Raw genomic sequence first — 16,812 nt, 5'->3', positions numbered from 1 at the left:
CCATGAGCGCACACAAACTGCAGTCGGTGGTCGTAGAAAAACCATGGGGTCGGTGGGATGTCCCTGCCCGCTTTGGCGGAAGCAGTGACCGTAGGATCGGAGAGATTTGGTTCACCGATGCATCGGCACCGCCTCTCCCTTTGCTGGTGAAGTATCTCTTCACGAGCGAAAAGCTCTCGATTCAAGTCCATCCTAACGATCAACAAGCCAAGCATGTCGGTCTTAGCGGTGGGAAATCCGAATGCTGGTATGTCCTGAATGCCGAGTCGGATGCGCGGCTTGGTATCGGACTGCGAGACCATGCGGTCATCGGCGACCTTCGCAAGGCGGCTCTCGACGGCTCGATCGAAGAGTTGATCGATTGGAAGCCCGTCCGCCCCGGAAGCTTTTTCTATATCCCGGCCGGGACAATTCATGCGATCGGCGGCGGCATCACACTCGTTGAAGTCCAGCAAAACAACGATGTGACCTATCGCCTGTTCGACTATGGGCGCCCACGCGAATTGCATCTGGACGACGGCCTGGCTGTCTCCCTCCCCACACCATACCATATTCGCGAGAAGCTCGTTTCTGCCAAGCTGAGCGAGCGCCTTGTCGAGCGCACACAATCACCGTTCGTGCTCGACACTGTCGCCCTCGCAAAGGGTGAGAGCTTCAAGGTCAGCACTGCTCCGGCCTGGTTCATTCCCTTGGAAGGAACGGGTAAGGTCGACGGCACCGATTGGTCTGCCGGTGAATGTTGGTATCTTGACGCTCCGTGCGTAGTCAGCGCGGATGGCGATGCCCACTTTTTCATAGCATGGCATCCCGATCATGGCGCGACAGCGCAATGATGTTCTGTAGATCGACATTCAAATCATTCACGTCAGGGATAATGCATCGCTCATTGGTCGTCCTGGCTGCCATGGCGATGCTCAGTCCGGTCCGAGCGTCTGCACAAGGTATGGATTGCACCAGATCGGCTGGAAACTCGCGACTCTTGGTGGTTTCGGACATTGGAAACGAACCGGACGATGCAGAATCTCTTGTCCGCCTGCTCCTGTACACCAACGAGATCGACGTCGAAGGCCTGGTGGCTTCAACATCGGTTTGGCAACGTGAACGCACGCGCCCCGAACTCATGCGCGAACGCATAGATGCATATGCGCAGATCCTCCCCAACTTACGTACTCACGACTGTCGCTTTCCCGAAGCCAACATGTTCAAAGCAGCGGTCAAAGTGGGCTCTGCCCAATATGGGATGGTTGGGGTTGGAGCTGGAAGGGGAACCGAAGGCTCACGTGCGATCATCTCAGCGATTGATCGGGATGATCCGCGTCCCTTGTGGATCGCGCTTTGGGGAGGAGCGGTCGATCTCGCTCAGGCTCTCTGGGACATCAAGGCAACACGTGATCCTGCAGCCATCAAGCGCGCAGTTGGAAAACTGCGGATATATGCCATCTCCGATCAGGACGATGCCGGCCCCTGGATAAGACGCAACTTCCCCCAGCTTTTCTGGGTAGGCAGCATTCACGCCTTCAACGACTATTCCCTTGCCACATGGCGAGGCTTGTCCGGCGACCTTTATCGAAAGCCTAATGAAGCCAACCCGCCGGTCGCGGGACCAGATGGCAGGCTGGTGACGAATGCCTGGTTGGAAGCAAATATCCGGCGAGGTCCCCTGGGCGAGAAATATCCGCCTTGGCTCTATGCCATGGAAGGAGACACGCCTTCATTCCTGAATCTGGTGCGCAACGGCCTGTCAGATCCAGCCCATCCCGACTGGGGCGGATGGGGTGGAAGATATGGCAAAATCTCGTCCGCCGACGGGCTTTTTACCGATGCTTCAGACAGCGTCATGGGAAAAGATGGCCAGCGATATCGCGACAATCAGGCAACCATCTGGAGATGGCGAGAGGCATATCAAAATGATTTCGCTGCTCGGATAGCCTGGACGGTTTCACCTGACTTCAAGTCAGCAAATCATCCACCACGACCGATCGTTCGCGGCGACAACTCCGACGCGATACTGAGCATCCGAGCCGAGCCAGATGAGCTTGTGGAGCTGGACGCTAGTGAAAGCAGCGATCCGGACGGAGATGCCCTCACCTTCCAATGGTTCTTCTACCCTGAAGCCTCTGGAACTCCCCATACTGCCCCTCCGGCCCTTACTGGGGCCGACAGCGCCAGAGTTAGCTTCAAGATGCCGGAGGACGGCCTCTCAGTCCTGCACCTGATCCTCGCCGTGCGGGACCGGGGTACTCCGGCCATCACGCGCTACAAGCGCATCATTTTCTGCAGTTCGCATCGCGATTGCGCCGCTTCACCCTCTTAAACCGGAGACAAGATGATGTTCGACAAATCCTATTATGCGACCCACCCCGACATGATGGAGTGCGTGTCGAACGAGGAACTGCGGGATCGCTATCTGATCGGCGGGCTGTTCCGTGACGGCGAATGCGTGCTCAACTATACCCATGCCGAACGCTTCGTGATCGGCGGCGTGGCGGTGGCCGATGCGCCGGTGAAGCTGCCGGCGCAGACCGAGCCGGCCTCGGCGGCGGGCCATCCCTTCCTGGAGCGGCGCGAACTGGCGATCGTCAATGTCTCGGGCGTGGAAGGCACCGTGACCGTCGACGGCGAAGTCTTCACGCTGGGCAACAAGGATTGCCTCTATGTGACGATGGGCGCCAAGGACGTGGAGTTCGCCGGCGCCGGCGCGCGTTTCTATCTCGCCTCCTGCCCGGCGCACAAGGCGTTCACCACCCGCAAGCTCGGCATCGCCGACGCCAATGCGCTGGAGCGCGGCAGCTTGGAGGAATCCAACGAACGCACCATCTTCCAGCTCGTCATCCCCGGCATCTGCGACAGCGCGCAGCTGGTCATGGGCCTGACCGTCCTCAAGCCCGGTTCGGTGTGGAATACCATGCCGCCGCACATCCATGAGCGCCGCAGCGAGATTTATTTCTATTTCGAGCTGGATGGCGATGCCGACCGCGTCTTCCATTATATGGGTGAGGGCGACGCGATGCGTCACATCATCATGGCCAATGAGGAAGCGGTGATCTCGCCGCCCTGGTCGATCCATATGGGCTCGGGCACCAAGGCCTATGCCTTCATCTGGGCGATGGCCGGCGAGAATCAGGACTATACCGACATGAACGTGCTGGACATCTGCCAGCTGGCCTGACGGTTTTTCGCCCCTTCCGCGCGAGCGGGAGGGGCCAGGGAGTCCTGACATGAGCACTATCTTCGATCTGACCGGCAAGGTCGCCATCGTCACCGGCGCCAATACCGGCATCGGCCAGGCGATCGCGCTGTCGCTCGCGGCGGCCGGCGCCGACATTGCGGCGGTCGGCCGCACCCCGGCGGAAGAGACCGTCGAGAAGGTCCGGGCGCTCGGCCGCAAGGCGGAGATCGTCTCGGCAGATCTTTCCAGCATCGAACCGGTGCAGCGCGTCGTCGACGAGACGATCGCCAAGCTGGGCGGGCTCGACATATTGATCAACAATGCCGGCATCATCCGCCGCGCCGACAGCGTCGACTTCACCGAGGAAGACTGGGACGCGGTGATCGACACCAATTTGAAGTCCACCTTCTTCCTCGCCCAGGCGGCCGGGCGGCACATGCTGGCACAGGGCAGCGGCAAGATCGTCAACATCGCCTCGCTGCTGTCCTTCCAGGGCGGCATCCGGGTGCCGAGCTATACCGCGTCCAAGAGCGGCGTCGCCGGCCTCACCAAGCTGCTGGCGAACGAGTGGGCGGCCAGGGGCGTCAACGTCAACGCGATTGCGCCGGGCTATATCGCCACCAACAACACCGCCGCGCTGCAGGCCGACGAGACCCGCAACCGCCAGATCCAGGAACGCATCCCGGCCGGCCGCTGGGGCGACCCGAGCGACATTGGCGGCGCCGCCATGTTCCTGGCCTCGCCGGCGGCGAACTACATCCATGGCCATATCCTCGCCGTCGATGGCGGCTGGCTGGCGCGATAGCCGCAGATGAGGAAGCGCCGTGCGGGCACGGCGCTTCTTTGCCAAATAGATACGAAGGGAAGAGGAAAAATGCTCAGCTTGAAGAACCGGCGCAATTACATCCTCCTCAGTTCCTTCGTTTTTTTCTTCTTTTTCGCTCAGGCTGCAGCGATCTCACTGCTGTCCATATGGTTGACGCAAAAAATTGGGCTTAATGGCGTTGAAGCAGGAACGGTATTTTCCGCCAATTTCATCGCGGCGATGATCGCACAACCAATCTTTGGCTATCTATCCGACCGCCTCGGATTCAGCCGCATCGTTCCCGCCACAATCGCCGGTCTCGTAGTGCTGACAGGCTTTTTCTTCAGCTTCATATATGCGCCACTGCTGCAAGCGAACGTGATAGTCGGGGCTGCAATCGGAGGCATTTTTCTCGGCGGCACTTACGTCGCCGGCAGTTACGCCGTTGAATCCTACGTCGACCGAATTAGCCGGCGTGAAGGTTTTGAATATAGCCGCGCCCGACTCTGGGGATCGCTTGGCTTTGCGTCGGCTGCGCTTTTCTCTGGCAGGCTGTACAACATCGAACCGGGTATCAATTTCTATCTCGCATCGATCGCAGGGATAGTTCTTCTTCCGTTGATCCTGGCCACGCGCTCGCAGGAACCTACCACTGGCGAGGAAAAAGTTCAGCCGACGCTGCGTCCCGCAGACTCTTTTTCCATCCTCAAGTTACGAAAATTCTGGGGATTCATGGTCCTGATCCTTGGCGTCACGAACCTGTACCTTGTCTATGATCAGCAATTCCCCTTTTACTTTTCATCGCAGTTTCCCACCAAAGCGGAGGGGACTGCGATGTTCGGGTATCTCAACTCAGCACAGATTTTCATCGAGGCAGGAATGATGTTCGTCGCTCCGATCATCGTTCGACGCACCGGCGCTACATATGGGCTTCTGCTCGCTTCAGGCATCATGATCGTTCGGATCGCTGCATCAGCATTTGCGATCGGCCCCATAACGATCTCGATGTGCAAAATGCTTCATTCTCTGGAGTTGCCAATACTTTTGGTATCGATCTTCCGCTACATCGCATACCATTTTGAAGCTCGCCTATCGTCGACGCTTTATCTGGTTGGTGTAAGCTTTGGCCACTCGCTGGGCCTGGCGTTTCTGTCGCCCATCGCCGGCCTACTTTATGACCATATCGGATTTCAGAACACCTATATCGTGATAGCAGGCTTCGCTTCGCTATTCTGGCTGGCATCCTGGTTCACGCTTTCGCCAACACCAGCCGAAATCACACAGAAGGCAAAATCGTCAAATGATGATCGCATGCGTGCGCCAGCCAGCATCCAGGGAGATGGCCAAAAGCAGGCTCTCGATCATCATGACGAACCTTAGCGGTAGCGTGGCAAAGCATAAGGCACGCGCCCTATCCAGCTCAGCCTCGATCATAATGCGATAGAACCAGAGACTCTGCTCTCCTATATTCAATCATTCCCATTGGAATTGACCATGCTTCAACGCCGGCCACTTGGTAAAACGAACCTGACTGTTCCCATTCTAGGCATTGGCTGCAGCACCTTCGGCGACCGCGCCCGTAAATTGCCTTACGAACAGTGCAAAGCCACCGTTGACGCTGCCTTCGCCGTGGGTGCGGACTATTTCGATACGGCGCCATATTACGGCTTTGGACTGAGCGAGCGGCGCTTGGGGGATGCCATTCGAGATATACGCAACCATCAGACAATCTTGTCCACCAAGGTTGGGCGATTGATGGTTCCGGATGTGAGCCTCGACACAAGTAGCCCCCGAAACGGCTTTCATAGTAGCATGTCGTTCCGACCGGAGTTCGACTATAGCTATGATGGCATTATGCGCTCATTCGAAGCCAGCCAGCATCGATTGGGCCTTGCCCGGATCGACATGCTTCTTGTTCATGATATCGGTTCATTCGCCCATGGCAGCGCTAACGGGGGCCATCTCTCTGCGTTACTGGACGGAGGGATGCGCGCCCTTCAGGAGTTACGCTCAAATCAACTGATATCTGCAGTCGGCCTCGGAGTGAATGAGATCGAGATTTGCGATGATATCCTTAAACATGCGGACCTTGACTGCATATTGCTTGCCGGTCGCTATACCCTTTTGGAGCAGGCAGGAATGGAAACCCTGTTTCCGACCTGCGCTGCCCGAGGTACAGCAATCATCGTTGGCGGACCGTATAATTCAGGCCTGCTCGCCGGCGGCACTCGACGGTCAGGCGAGTTACGGTATGATTATGGCCCCGCTCCTCAGGCCATACTCGAGCGGGTCATGAAGGTCACGTCCGTCAATGTGGTGTAATTTCGGTGCTGGCCATCGGGCTGCATTTTCAGGCGGCCTTGGGTGTAATCTGTAGCGGCTGAACCTCCTCGGTTATGGGTGTGGCAAGGGCGGCCATGCCCTCGATCTGCATGTAGCGGTGCTGGAGCTGGTATTCATCGTTCTGCTCGAGCAGGACGGCACCGACGAGGCGGATGATGCTGTCCTCGTTCGGGAAGATGCCGACAACATCGGCGCGGCGCTTCACTTCCTTGTTCAGGCGTTCCAGCGGGTTGGTGCTGTGAAGCTTGACCCGGTGCTGCTCGGGGAAGGTCATGTAGGCGAGCACGTCGTGCTCGGCATCGTCCATGCAGGCGCCGAGCTTGGGCCATCTGGCGCGCAATTGATCGGCGACCTGACGCCAGACCTGAGTTGCGGCCGCATGATCGGGCTGGAGGAAGACTTGGCGGATCGCAGCAGCAACAACCGTGTTTTGGCCCTTGGGCACGTAGGCGAGCGCGTTCCTCATGAAGTGGACGCGGCAGCGCTGCCAGGTGGCGCTGAGCACGCGGGTGATCGCTGCCTTGAGGCCCTCGTGGGCATCGGAGATGACCAGCTTCACGCCGGTCAGGCCGCGGCGGGAGAGGTCCTTGAGGAAGCTCGACCAGAAGGGCTCGGCTTCGGAAGGGCCGATGTGCAGGCCGACGATCTCGCGCTTGCCCTCAGTGTTGACGGCGACGGCGATTATCGCGGCGACACTGACGATCCGTCCCCCCTCGCGCACCTTGAGGTAGGTGGCATCTAGCCAGAGGTAGGGCCAGTCACCGGCGAGCGGGCGCTTGAGGAAGGCATGGACGCGCTCGTCGATGTCTTTGCACAGCTTTGACACGGAGGACTTGGATATCCCGGTCATGCCCATCGCCTGCACCAGCTCATCGACGCGCCGGGTGCTGACCCCGGCAATCCACGCCTCCTGGATTACTGCGACCAGCGCCTTCTCAACAGTCTTGCGCGGCTCCAGGAAGCCGGGGAAGTAGGCGCCGGTCCGCAGCTTGGGGATCTTGAGGTTGAGCGTGCCGAGCCGGGTATCGAGACTGCGGTCGCGGTAGCCATTGCGCCAGGTCGTGCGTTCGCCCGATCGTTCATGGCGGCCAGCGCCGACCAGGCCGTCGACATCGGCCTCCATAATGATCTGCAATACGCTCTCGGCGATCGTACGCAGGAAATCTCCATCTCCGGTCTTCGCCATCAGTTCGGCAAGCGGTAGTCTGTCGTCGGTCATCGGGATCAACTCCTCGGTGGGCGTGTGAAGTGTGGTAACTCCACCTTACCGATGAGCCCGGTGGCCACCGAGTTCGAAATCGCATGGGGTTGGGCATGCCCAACCCCATGCGATCACCTCAATCTACACCGGAAATTACACCACGAGCGCGGACGCTAACGTCATGAAAATTGAAGCTATCTGCGACAGGCATGACGTTCCTATCACGGCAGCGGCTCTCCAATTTCCACTCGCGCATGAAGTTGTCTGCAGCGTCATCCCTGGAATCAGTAGCGCCGAACGCTTGTTGGAAACCGTCCAGATGCTCGAGTTTCCAATTCCAGAAGCATTTTGGCGTGAGCTTCGCGACGCGGCGCTGATCGCACCCGGAGCTCCGCTTCCTCTGGTCGACAGGTAAGCGGCGCAAGGCACCCGGTACTGCCCTCCTCGGCTAGTATCGAGATCTCGTCGGCTACCACCATGTTATCAGGACGATGGCCCTGCACCATTCCGGTGCAAGGCCATCAAAGCATTTGATCCGTCTCATTGAATAGTGAGATCAGATACCCACGGACCAACATCGATCCCAGCTTCGTCCACCGATTTCATGCGGCGCCCGCGAATTCGAAGATTTTCGATCCGGACATTCTTAACCTCAGTGCCAGCCTGCATGCCGCTGATAATCGAGTTGTGTGGCATCCCGTTGCCAGCGAAACTGATATTTCGCAGAGTTAGCCCTTCTATACCGCGACCGGGAAGCTTATTGGCTTGAGCGCTCGCGATGGTGAGCTTGGTCTGGCCAGCCACGATGTTGAACAGCCGACCTTCCTCAATACGATGAACGTTGATGTCACTAAAAGTCACGTTTTTGGTGACGGTCCCGTTTCCGGAGTAAATTGCAATCGCGCCGTCCCACATAGGGTCATCCTCGTCGAAATTGACGATATCGATCTTCTCAAATGTCACGTCGCGTATTGTGCGAGGTGCATCCACGTCCCCGAAATGCCCGACAAACAATGAATGGGCGACGTCGTTCCAGATCGTCAGGTTGCTGACCTTGATGTCGAAAGTATCTGCCGGTTGAGGCGCATTGGGCGGTCCGACTGGCCGGATTGGTCGGTCTCGACAAATCGGGCAATCTGTGGTCGCATATACAACGACACCATCATCCGACACGCGCAGATATCCGCCATCAATGCGCACATGCTGGGAAGTGGAGATGTTGAAGCCGTCCGACCATTTACCTGCGGTAAAGCCGCTGATCTGGCTGACAGAAATATTCTCTGAATTCCGGATATTCATGACGCGAGCTGCATCGCTGCGATCGTCATTGACGATGATCAGATCGCGAACATCGACGCCGCTAGCCCCGTCCAGGTCGATGGCGCTACCGGGATTGTAGAGAAGGCCCCGACCAGAGATTTTGACGTCTTTGACATGATCCAGGGCAAACGAGCCCTGGAGAACTGCGCCTCCTGCCAGATAGATACGATCACCCGATTTCACCGGAAACCGATTGCTTCCGTCGGCGGGGATGTGAAGCCCAGGTCCATAATAGGTAATTCCGTCGGACTGGGATTGCTCGGGTACCAGGGCGCCCGCGACAATATGGAGATTGTGTAGCCGGTCATTGTCAAACTGGACGGAGAAGCGCTCAGGCTTATCCAGTGTCAACCGGACGATCGCTCCATCCCGCTTGAAACTTATTCCGGGCTTCAGCGGCAGAATCTCGGCAGTGTCGAATTTTCCGTTATTTTTCTGTATTTCCAATTCAACTTTACCATCAAAGTCGAAATATACGAGCGATGCGTTCTGCAATGTATCAGTGTCAACTTTTATCCGATATTCATACAGGTTTTTCCACTCCCCTCCTGGAGCGCGCACGCGAACGGTGTAATCATCGTTGTGCGCTTTATAGATCAACTCTCGTGGGGGATCATACACTCGCAAGTTATCGGAAACTTCTGCCACAGCGTCGGAGGCGGCGATCGTTGAAAGCATAAGAGCCGCAGAACTTACCAAGCATTTAGAAACGTTCATTTTCCTCACCTACAATGCGATTTGATTAGTTTCGTACTATCTGATCAAGTCATGCTACCAAGCAAAGCTCGCGCCCTCCCCCCCTAACTCGTCGGCAGGATCGCAAACGGATGCGATAACCTGGTTTGCCTCGCCACTACCAAGGCGGTCGCAAATCAAGCTGATCGCGATAGCAATCAGAAATTGTTATCGATATCCTTATCCTCGCGGCTAGTTTGTCCGTCAAGTGTCTTTGCCACTGCGCCATTCAAACAAGCCGGAGACACATTGTTCGAAATGCCAGTGAACAACGAACACGATCCGCGTGACAGCCGCTTCTGGATCGAAAGCGGATTATCTCATTGCTTCTGAAAAGAGAGCATATTGAAACCCTGAGGTGACTAGGTTATCGATATCAGCATGTGAGAGAATGCCTTGCGAAATTTGCACCCTCGTTGCTTGGAGGCGTCTCTTCCGTGCCATTAGCGCGGGCGTTCGGCTCAATTGCCACCCTCTTGGCCGTTTCAATCCTGCTGCATGACGCCAGCGATTGACCGCACGACATTTCCAGTCAGCACAGGAACCATCCCATGCCCAAGATCGCGATCGCATCAGCCTGCCTGGCCTTGGCAGCGATACCATCCGTTGGCGAGGCCCGCGTCGTCGATCAGATCGTGCCATCCCTGACGGATCGGACTACTGTTGAGCGCTACTCACTGTCGAACGCCATCGTCACCCCAGGCCCTCTCAGTCAGGCCGGGATCATTCTCAACCCACCGGCCACTCCTGGTTGGCGAGGTGGGTCGGTAACGATCGCCTTACGGGTTCAGCCCGATGCTCCAAATTTTCTTAGCGTGCGACTTTGGGGAGGATCCGCTGCCGATGGCAACCCGTCGGGCGAAGCGCCAAAGGTGGCAGCCCATTGGCGATCGATCGTCACCGGCGCGCCGAGCAGCGTTTCGAGCTTGGCGGCAATCACCCCGGCCTTTTGCGATATCAGGGCGTCGCGTGTGTCGGCATCTGCCTCCTCGATATCTTCGCCGCCTGCAATGATCCGGCCGGACGCGTCGGTGCGCAGATAGAGATAGGGATCGCTCGCTTCCCAGATCATGGCATTGCCCTTCCAAAGCGGTGCCATGCCCGGCGGCGTCGCCATGGCAAAGCTGGTCAAGAGCGAGAAGGCCGGCGGCAGGAATAATGTGGGCCGCTCATAGCCGGTGGCAAGGATAACCTCGCCCGCGTGCAGGCTGTCGCCACCCTCCATCTCGATATGGACCCCGTCCCCGTCCCCGTCCGGGTGCATGCCGATAACATTAATTGGCCATACAAGGGCCGCACCGCGCGACACGACCAGCTCTATCAGCGCGTGACATAATCGGACCGGATCGACCGTGAAACCACCGTCCGAGAGGATTGCGGCACGCGGCGCTATGCCGAAGCGCTCGCGTACCTGATTTCCATCAAGCCATTGCGATGGCAGGCCATGGCGACGATGCATGGCGGCCGCAGCCGCAAGGGCTTCATCATCGAGCAGCCCGCCAGCGAGATAGAGTGTGGGACAGTCCTGCTTGAGGGCGCTCAGCCCCATTGACTCGATGCGTTCCGACAGATGGCGCACGGCGCCCAGCACCCTGGTCCAGCGTCGCGCCGCCTCGGTTTCCCCGATCTGGCCGGCCAAGGTCAGCATCGGCACATCCATCGCCCACATGAGCTGCGCGGTTGATGCGGCGGTGCTGCCACAACCGGGCGGCCGCCGATTCAGGAGCGCAACGCGCCGCCCACCCGCGCTCAGCCGCTCGGCCAGAATGGCGCCCATGATACCGGTGCCGATGATGGCGATATCGACGGGGTCCCGCGACAGGCCTCCGGCAGGTGGCAGCGTCCAGTCCGCCTCACGCCAGGGAACGCTGCCGCTACGCAGATTACGCCCTTCACTCAGGCCTGTCGTGGGGTGCGCCATGCGATCCTACCGGATTGTTGCTGACGGATAACGTCCGGCAGCGCAAAAGATCCATGCGTCGCCAATCGAGGGCCAATCGAGGGCCAATCGAGGATAGCGGAGGCGACCGCCATTATTGGCAGGCAGGAAGACACGCCCCTGTCGGCCTGAGCGCAAGCTGCTGGTTGACCGACACGCGCGACCACGAATCCCCGGAAACAAGATAGCGCCCTGATCTTCTGACAATGGCATCGCATCTTCAGGAGGCCCGTTCGATCGGCGCTAGACCGCGATCAGGGCGTAGGGCCGACCAAATTGTTCTGAAACGACAAATTGTGCGCAATTATAGACAGGTATGCCACGGGGAGTCTTCCCTTCAAATGCGCCACGATGTGCATGCCCATGCACAGCAAAGCGGACATTATCGAACCGGTCGATGGCGTCCGCGAGCCTGGAGGAACCGAGAAATGGAAATATCTCGGGCGGCTCGCCCATGACCGTTCCAGAGATGGGGGAATAGTGCAGCACCGCCACGACGCGGTCCGTCCTCAGCGTGCGCAGGGCATTTTCCAGCTTGCGCGCCTCATTGATCGACTCTTCGACAAATCCCTTGATTGCCGGTTCGCCAAATGCCCCAAGTTCGCCGCGGCCGAACCCGCCGACGAACCCCTTGACCCCGGCGAACCCGACACCTTTGATTTCCACGGCCTGTTCATCAAGGACCGTGACCCCGGCGCTGTGAAGGATGCGGACCACTTCCTCGGGCTGACCACATTCATGGTCATGGTTTCCTAGTACGGCGACGGTGGGGATCGTGCAGGCATGCAGATCTTCTGCCAAAATCTCCGCCTCGCGCGTCTTGCCGAAATTGGTCAGATCCCCGCAGAGCGCGAGAATATCTGCCTTGTCCGAGATTTCCGCGAACATCTCGCGATATCGATGTTCCGACGTCTCGCTCACATGCAGGTCGCCGATCGCGGCCACGGTGAGCTTTCCTGGCGGAACTGTGTCATTTGTTTCGGTCATGGCTTTCCTCCAGTCCTTTGCCCACGACATCGGCAAATCCCCATTCGGTGATGTCGACCAGATAATCGCGTGGCGACAGCAATCGTCCACGGCAGACGCGGATCTTGGGGACCGGCAGCTCCGCCCGGGTTTCCAGTCGACCAAGCAGTTCCTCGAACAGCCAGAGCGGGACGCAGTGCCGTTCGGTCGGGTAGACGAAACGGAAGTGGAGCAGATGGATCAGCAGCAGTTCCCAATGCAGTTCCATCGCGTCCAGCATGCGCTGCCAGTCGATAGTCTCATGCTGCTTGAGGATCATGTGCGCGACATCTGCGCCATCATAGCGATAGCGATCCTGGATGAAGAGCTTGGACAGGATGAATTCGGTGGGCGGGGTGATGCGGACGCGGGTCCCGTAGACTTCGGCGTAGAATTCGTCGCGGAACCACTCTTCCGTCACCGGCAGGCTGGCCGAAGAGATATTGTAGATGACGTCGAAGAAATTACCGTCCTTCCAGACCTTCCCGATCCAGCGCTCGTCCTCGAATTCCACTTCATGGCCCAGATGGCGGAAATGGGCCAGGATTCGCGGCGCATCGCCCGCCTTGCAGAAGACATCAAGATCCTTAGTTGGGCGGGAAATCCCGGTATGACAGCCCAAAGCGTAAGTGCCCGAGAGCATGAAGGGAATACCCGAAGCCACCAGCTCTGCGAGGCTATCGGCATAGAATTGCCTCGCCTCTGGCGGCGGGTCGAAGGCGGCCGGATCACTGGTCATGATGGGATCATCGTCAGCATAGGAAAGGGTAACCGGCGGACATTGCATCCGTTCCGTCAAGGAGCGATGGACAAACCTGGAACCGAGCCGCATTGACGACACCGGCAGTTCGGCTTGCCTGATCCGTGGAGATGTGCCCCGTCATCGAGGCGAGGCTTGTCGGACAGACATTCTATGTCGCTGGCCTGCCGATCGCGCGTGACAGCCTGGCAGGTGATATCGGCATTCATGCGGCGATAGCCGATCGAATTGACATCCGTCTCGCCTATCAGGGCTTCCTGGCGCAGGATCGGCAGGGCCATGGACTTCAGGCTGCATTGAACTGGTGCTTTTGACAAGGTCGTCTGCCGCGAGGCATGCAGACGTCAGGGCTTCATTCGAGCAGCCAGGTTTCCGCCAGCAAGGCGGATTGAAAAAATTGAACATTGTCTCGTGCCGTCAGACGCTGCGCCTGCAATCGGGCAAGAGTGGAGCCGCAGACAAAAGCCAGTTTTCGTGACCGGATTGCGGGGGACGCCATGAAGTCCGAAAAGGCCGCCACAATCTCCTGCGCCTGGATCGCCATGTCGCGTATATCGGCCAGGGTCACATGCCCATGATTGGCGACATGACGCAATGCGTCTCGATAGGCGATGGAAAAGCGGGCGACATCCTTGACCGTGAAGAAGCCCGAAAGCTTGACCTTCACCAGATTATTTGTCCGATCCGTCACGATGTCGAAGTCCGCACGCATGGGAAAGCTCCTCTCCCCATAACGAGCGAATGCCCAACCGGTTCATCTTTGCAGGGATGAAGCCTCAACCAGCCTGACCTCCGACATGCGTCAGCGACATTGCCCGTCACAGACAAATGCATGACATCGACCAGGGATCGGCAGCCCGGAGGTGGGGCCGGTTCTACACGCCAAGCGCCATGCGTGCTGCCCCGATCATCCTGCAATGGTCATCGCTGCCCGGCACAAGATCATGCCAGGGACGACCCTCCATAGATGAGAATCCATCCTGCCATATCTTGCAGGCGACAGCCTCTATGTCAGCCTGCGTCGGATGATATGTTTCCGACAAGCAGGCGCGCAACAGGCGATGAAAAACACTGCCACGCAGTGAGGCTCATGTTTCATGGGGCATCCTCTCCAGCAGCGGCCTTTTGACGCTTGCCGTAAGGGAAATCGCTCATCCTGTGTGCCCGGTCAATCTCGTTGGCTCTGGAAAAGGACAATTCTTCGGAAAAGAAATCAAAAAATTGGACATGTTACACAGTGAAATTGCAGACATGCCCAAATCTTGGATCAGCACTCCATATGTTGCAGTATCTTTCTGGATCAGGCGAAAATCCCCATCGCAATAAATCTTTGCGGCGAGGTCAGCTTCAGGAAGGCTTTACTTCGAAAGAGGCGAAAGAAGTGAAATCATCATTTCGGGAATTAGGACTGCCAACTCAAGATCAGAGACATGTGGCGCGGGAAGCTCATTTTCGGCCTCAAGGCATCAAATGGCAATCGCGCCATCGCTCATCGCCCCGAGGCACAAAGGCGACAAAATCGCCATCAATGATCAGGGCGCCGTCCTTTCCGCGGAAATATTCGCCCAGGGGAAGGTCCGTGCGCGCAAGGATCAGCTTACGCGCGCCTACCTCGACCAGCGCCTGTCGAGCGTCAGCGGTAAACCGGAAGCTCCGTCCCATCGCACATTGAACCAGATATTCAGCGCTCGACGGCGCCATGGGCGGTTGCGGACCGGTCGAAGCCGAGGCCAGGATGATGGCAAGGGAGAGCGTCATGCCAGCGGACCATCCTCTGGATTGCGAATATGTGCCCCAACCCCTGGCCGTGTTGCTTGTTCCTCCTGTCGATGACCTATGATCAGGACCGCGGGTGGTTCTGCTTCATCCCCCGATTGTGCTACCGGCGATCCGATCCACGGCCAAAGCTCGGGCGCTCGGTGGCATATTTCTCGGCCTCCTCATCCGCCCGCCTTTCTGCGGCAGCGTTGATGAAAAGCATGACCAGATGCAGGCCATTCTTCTTGGCCAGCACCTGCATCGAGACTTTGGGGCTGCGAACGTCCCGGGACTGGACGAGCCAGTCGCGCGCCTCGACGACAAGCCAGGATGTCGGCTCATCGATCTTCGCGCTCGGGACCGAGGAAGGCGCGGCATCACCCCGACCGATGGCCATCGATGGAAAGCTGCGTGATGGGCGCGCATAGTGCACGAGGCCGTTCTTGATGAACAGGATGGCGCAGGTCGAGGGGGTGACATCGACATAACGGCTGGCGGCGGCTTCGATCGTGACGCCATAAGTGCTGGCGAGCATGGGTACATGCGCAATTGCGGGCTTGCCAAGACTGTCGAGGGACGCGGCCATCAACGGTTTGGGCATCAAGAGCCCGGCAGCAAAGCGGTTCGCTTGCGCTTCCTGCTTGCGGTGCGGCGTGTCGCGCCGGTTCTCAGTCAGGTCGCGCATGGCACAATGCCCGTCATGGCCCTGGGTGCGAAGCAGAAAATGCCCCAGTTGATGCGCGATGGCAACGCGTCGCCGCTGGGGCGACAGGCCCGTGGCGCACCCGACGATGCCCGTTCGGCCTGCCGCATCGACAAGGAGGCTGCTGGTAAAATCTTCCTCCGCCAGGTCACGGACCTGCGTGATCCCGACGCGCCGTGCAATATCCTCGACACGAACGGGCGCACGGATGTCCGGATAGTGGTTCAGGATCGCCGCAAGCAATGTTTCAGCCGACCCGCAACCTGCCAGTTCGCCCAGAAGTGCATCTTTCGCCATGATCGCGTCCTAGCTCATGACGCAAGGACAAGCGAGGTTGCGGCATCATCGCGAAATTCGGGGAAGATATCCTCTATCGCGGCCTTGAGATCGTCGCGTCCCGGCAGGAGGTCGAACTGCTCGAGCATCCGCCTGATCAGCCCCACACGATGAGGGCCGATTGCGGGCAAGGTCTCCAGCCCAGGAAGAGCCGGATCCGCCAATCGCGCCTCCAGATCACCCAGCGTGCGAAAGCCCGCTGCCGTCAGGCGCTTGCGCAGATCGGGCGGCAATATGCACTGGCCGATGGGAAGGTCTCGCGCCGTCATAGCGGGCTCCTTGCGATGCAAGCGGGTCTCCGCCGCCTTGGCCAGATTCAACCTGCGACGGATCAGGGCGATCTGGCTGGCAGACAGTCCCAAGCTCTGGCGGATCTGGGCGTAGGAAAGGCCAATGGCGCGCAGATGACGCGCCTGATCAAGATTCATCGCTGCCTGTTCAGGCCTGCTGGGCATGGATCCTGCGCTCATCATTGGAGGGCCGGTAAGGAACGCAAGGAACAGCGGCAAGCCCTATCAGCCAAACCTCTGTCCTGACCGCCAGGACTGGAAGCGTTGATGCCCCCCCTCCAGCCTTCAACGTGCATGACCGGGCACCATGGACGCTTCCACGCGTTGAGAGGAGGAGATCGCCACGAAAGGATCAAAATGCCCCATCACAAGGAGCGTCCTGCCCGCAAGGCCACCAGTCGTCTTGCGCTCTACCTCGTCTTCGCATTCATCGTTGCAGCCATCCTGG

Annotated in this window: 17 protein-coding genes; 7 read left to right on the top strand and 10 right to left on the bottom strand. The window is 58.5% G+C overall.

What is annotated here, in order from left to right; translation table 11 throughout:
- Positions 1 to 2 precede the first annotated feature (2 nt).
- From VHN57_RS07270 to VHN57_RS07245, 6 genes are all read left to right on the top strand, one after another.
- Positions 3 to 833, top strand: coding sequence for a class I mannose-6-phosphate isomerase (locus VHN57_RS07270; RefSeq protein ID WP_423283315.1), 831 nt, complete (start codon positions 3 to 5; stop codon positions 831 to 833).
- 149 nt (positions 834 to 982) lie between these two features.
- Positions 983 to 2,314 carry a DUF1593 domain-containing protein gene (locus tag VHN57_RS07265; protein WP_423285993.1) on the top strand — a complete coding sequence of 444 codons (1,332 nt, stop codon included), beginning with the start codon at positions 983 to 985 and terminating at the stop codon, positions 2,312 to 2,314.
- Positions 2,315 to 2,329: 15 nt separating this feature from the next.
- Positions 2,330 to 3,169, top strand: a complete 840-nt coding sequence (gene kduI / locus VHN57_RS07260) for a 5-dehydro-4-deoxy-D-glucuronate isomerase (protein WP_423285991.1) — start codon at positions 2,330 to 2,332, stop codon at positions 3,167 to 3,169.
- A gap of 49 nt (positions 3,170 to 3,218) precedes the next feature.
- A complete protein-coding gene (gene kduD / locus VHN57_RS07255; RefSeq protein ID WP_423283313.1) occupies positions 3,219 to 3,974 on the top strand; it encodes a 2-dehydro-3-deoxy-D-gluconate 5-dehydrogenase KduD in 756 nt (251 codons plus the stop codon).
- Positions 3,975 to 4,043: 69 nt separating this feature from the next.
- A complete protein-coding gene (locus VHN57_RS07250; protein WP_423283311.1) occupies positions 4,044 to 5,354 on the top strand; it encodes an oligosaccharide MFS transporter in 1,311 nt (436 codons plus the stop codon).
- Between the two features lie 114 nt (positions 5,355 to 5,468).
- Positions 5,469 to 6,296, top strand: a complete 828-nt coding sequence (locus VHN57_RS07245; RefSeq protein WP_423283309.1) for an aldo/keto reductase — start codon at positions 5,469 to 5,471, stop codon at positions 6,294 to 6,296.
- Between the two features lie 28 nt (positions 6,297 to 6,324).
- Here VHN57_RS07245 and VHN57_RS07240 read toward each other — a convergent pair whose 3' ends face one another.
- The gene (locus tag VHN57_RS07240; protein WP_099231114.1) at positions 6,325 to 7,536 is read right to left on the bottom strand and encodes an IS256 family transposase; all 1,212 of its coding nucleotides are present in this window, start codon (positions 7,534 to 7,536) and stop codon (positions 6,325 to 6,327) included.
- A gap of 163 nt (positions 7,537 to 7,699) precedes the next feature.
- On the opposite strand from VHN57_RS07240, the gene VHN57_RS07235 reads away from it, so the two are divergent.
- Positions 7,700 to 7,933: an aldo/keto reductase gene (locus VHN57_RS07235; RefSeq protein WP_423283307.1), complete on the top strand. Its 234-nt coding sequence runs from the start codon at positions 7,700 to 7,702 to the stop codon at positions 7,931 to 7,933.
- 125 nt (positions 7,934 to 8,058) lie between these two features.
- Here VHN57_RS07235 and VHN57_RS07230 read toward each other — a convergent pair whose 3' ends face one another.
- The 9 genes from VHN57_RS07230 to VHN57_RS07190 all read right to left on the bottom strand — a co-directional run bounded on the left by VHN57_RS07230 (position 8,059) and on the right by VHN57_RS07190 (position 16,529).
- The gene (locus VHN57_RS07230; protein ID WP_423283305.1) at positions 8,059 to 9,555 is read right to left on the bottom strand and encodes a glycosyl hydrolase family 28 protein; all 1,497 of its coding nucleotides are present in this window, start codon (positions 9,553 to 9,555) and stop codon (positions 8,059 to 8,061) included.
- Positions 9,556 to 10,360: 805 nt separating this feature from the next.
- Complete coding sequence (locus tag VHN57_RS07225; RefSeq protein WP_423283303.1) at positions 10,361 to 11,494, bottom strand: NAD(P)/FAD-dependent oxidoreductase; 1,134 nt, start codon at positions 11,492 to 11,494, stop codon at positions 10,361 to 10,363.
- Positions 11,495 to 11,755: 261 nt separating this feature from the next.
- On the bottom strand, positions 11,756 to 12,499 hold the full coding sequence (locus tag VHN57_RS07220; protein WP_423283301.1) for a metallophosphoesterase family protein: 744 nt from the start codon (positions 12,497 to 12,499) through the stop codon (positions 11,756 to 11,758).
- Positions 12,483 to 13,256 (bottom strand): nucleotidyltransferase family protein, encoded by a 774-nt coding sequence (locus VHN57_RS07215; RefSeq protein ID WP_423283299.1) that lies wholly within the window; start codon positions 13,254 to 13,256, stop codon positions 12,483 to 12,485. The genes VHN57_RS07220 and VHN57_RS07215 overlap by 17 nt, the downstream gene beginning before the upstream one ends.
- Positions 13,257 to 13,312: 56 nt before the next feature.
- The gene (locus tag VHN57_RS07210; RefSeq protein ID WP_423283297.1) at positions 13,313 to 13,558 is read right to left on the bottom strand and encodes a hypothetical protein; all 246 of its coding nucleotides are present in this window, start codon (positions 13,556 to 13,558) and stop codon (positions 13,313 to 13,315) included.
- 71 nt (positions 13,559 to 13,629) lie between these two features.
- Entirely contained in the window at positions 13,630 to 13,989 is a 360-nt protein-coding gene (locus VHN57_RS07205; protein ID WP_188083443.1) for a hypothetical protein, read from the bottom strand.
- Between the two features lie 746 nt (positions 13,990 to 14,735).
- On the bottom strand, positions 14,736 to 15,035 hold the full coding sequence (locus VHN57_RS07200; RefSeq protein ID WP_278988481.1) for a hypothetical protein: 300 nt from the start codon (positions 15,033 to 15,035) through the stop codon (positions 14,736 to 14,738).
- A gap of 121 nt (positions 15,036 to 15,156) precedes the next feature.
- Complete coding sequence (locus VHN57_RS07195; protein ID WP_423283295.1) at positions 15,157 to 16,035, bottom strand: ImmA/IrrE family metallo-endopeptidase; 879 nt, start codon at positions 16,033 to 16,035, stop codon at positions 15,157 to 15,159.
- A gap of 14 nt (positions 16,036 to 16,049) precedes the next feature.
- Positions 16,050 to 16,529 carry a hypothetical protein gene (locus VHN57_RS07190; protein ID WP_423283293.1) on the bottom strand — a complete coding sequence of 160 codons (480 nt, stop codon included), beginning with the start codon at positions 16,527 to 16,529 and terminating at the stop codon, positions 16,050 to 16,052.
- Positions 16,530 to 16,812 lie beyond the last annotated feature (283 nt).

The sequence above is a fragment of the Sphingobium salicis subsp. salicis genome (genome assembly GCF_049472635.1).
Lineage (GTDB): Bacteria > Pseudomonadota > Alphaproteobacteria > Sphingomonadales > Sphingomonadaceae > Sphingobium > Sphingobium yanoikuyae_A.
This window is presented reverse-complemented; position numbering and strand designations above follow the sequence as displayed.

Coding starts and splice junctions, on each gene's coding strand:
- VHN57_RS07230 (WP_423283305.1), bottom strand. CDS start 9,555: ATGAACGTTTCTAAATGCTTGGTAAGTTCTGCGGCTCTTATGCTTTCA.
- VHN57_RS07240 (WP_099231114.1), bottom strand. CDS start 7,536: ATGACCGACGACAGACTACCGCTTGCCGAACTGATGGCGAAGACCGGA.
- VHN57_RS07215 (WP_423283299.1), bottom strand. CDS start 13,256: ATGACCAGTGATCCGGCCGCCTTCGACCCGCCGCCAGAGGCGAGGCAA.
- VHN57_RS07225 (WP_423283303.1), bottom strand. CDS start 11,494: ATGGCGCACCCCACGACAGGCCTGAGTGAAGGGCGTAATCTGCGTAGC.
- VHN57_RS07220 (WP_423283301.1), bottom strand. CDS start 12,499: ATGACCGAAACAAATGACACAGTTCCGCCAGGAAAGCTCACCGTGGCC.
- kduD (WP_423283313.1), top strand. CDS start 3,219: ATGAGCACTATCTTCGATCTGACCGGCAAGGTCGCCATCGTCACCGGC.
- VHN57_RS07250 (WP_423283311.1), top strand. CDS start 4,044: ATGCTCAGCTTGAAGAACCGGCGCAATTACATCCTCCTCAGTTCCTTC.
- kduI (WP_423285991.1), top strand. CDS start 2,330: ATGTTCGACAAATCCTATTATGCGACCCACCCCGACATGATGGAGTGC.
- VHN57_RS07200 (WP_278988481.1), bottom strand. CDS start 15,035: ATGACGCTCTCCCTTGCCATCATCCTGGCCTCGGCTTCGACCGGTCCG.
- VHN57_RS07195 (WP_423283295.1), bottom strand. CDS start 16,035: ATGGCGAAAGATGCACTTCTGGGCGAACTGGCAGGTTGCGGGTCGGCT.
- VHN57_RS07270 (WP_423283315.1), top strand. CDS start 3: ATGAGCGCACACAAACTGCAGTCGGTGGTCGTAGAAAAACCATGGGGT.
- VHN57_RS07190 (WP_423283293.1), bottom strand. CDS start 16,529: ATGCCCAGCAGGCCTGAACAGGCAGCGATGAATCTTGATCAGGCGCGT.
- VHN57_RS07205 (WP_188083443.1), bottom strand. CDS start 13,989: ATGCGTGCGGACTTCGACATCGTGACGGATCGGACAAATAATCTGGTG.
- VHN57_RS07245 (WP_423283309.1), top strand. CDS start 5,469: ATGCTTCAACGCCGGCCACTTGGTAAAACGAACCTGACTGTTCCCATT.
- VHN57_RS07235 (WP_423283307.1), top strand. CDS start 7,700: ATGAAAATTGAAGCTATCTGCGACAGGCATGACGTTCCTATCACGGCA.
- VHN57_RS07210 (WP_423283297.1), bottom strand. CDS start 13,558: ATGGCCCTGCCGATCCTGCGCCAGGAAGCCCTGATAGGCGAGACGGAT.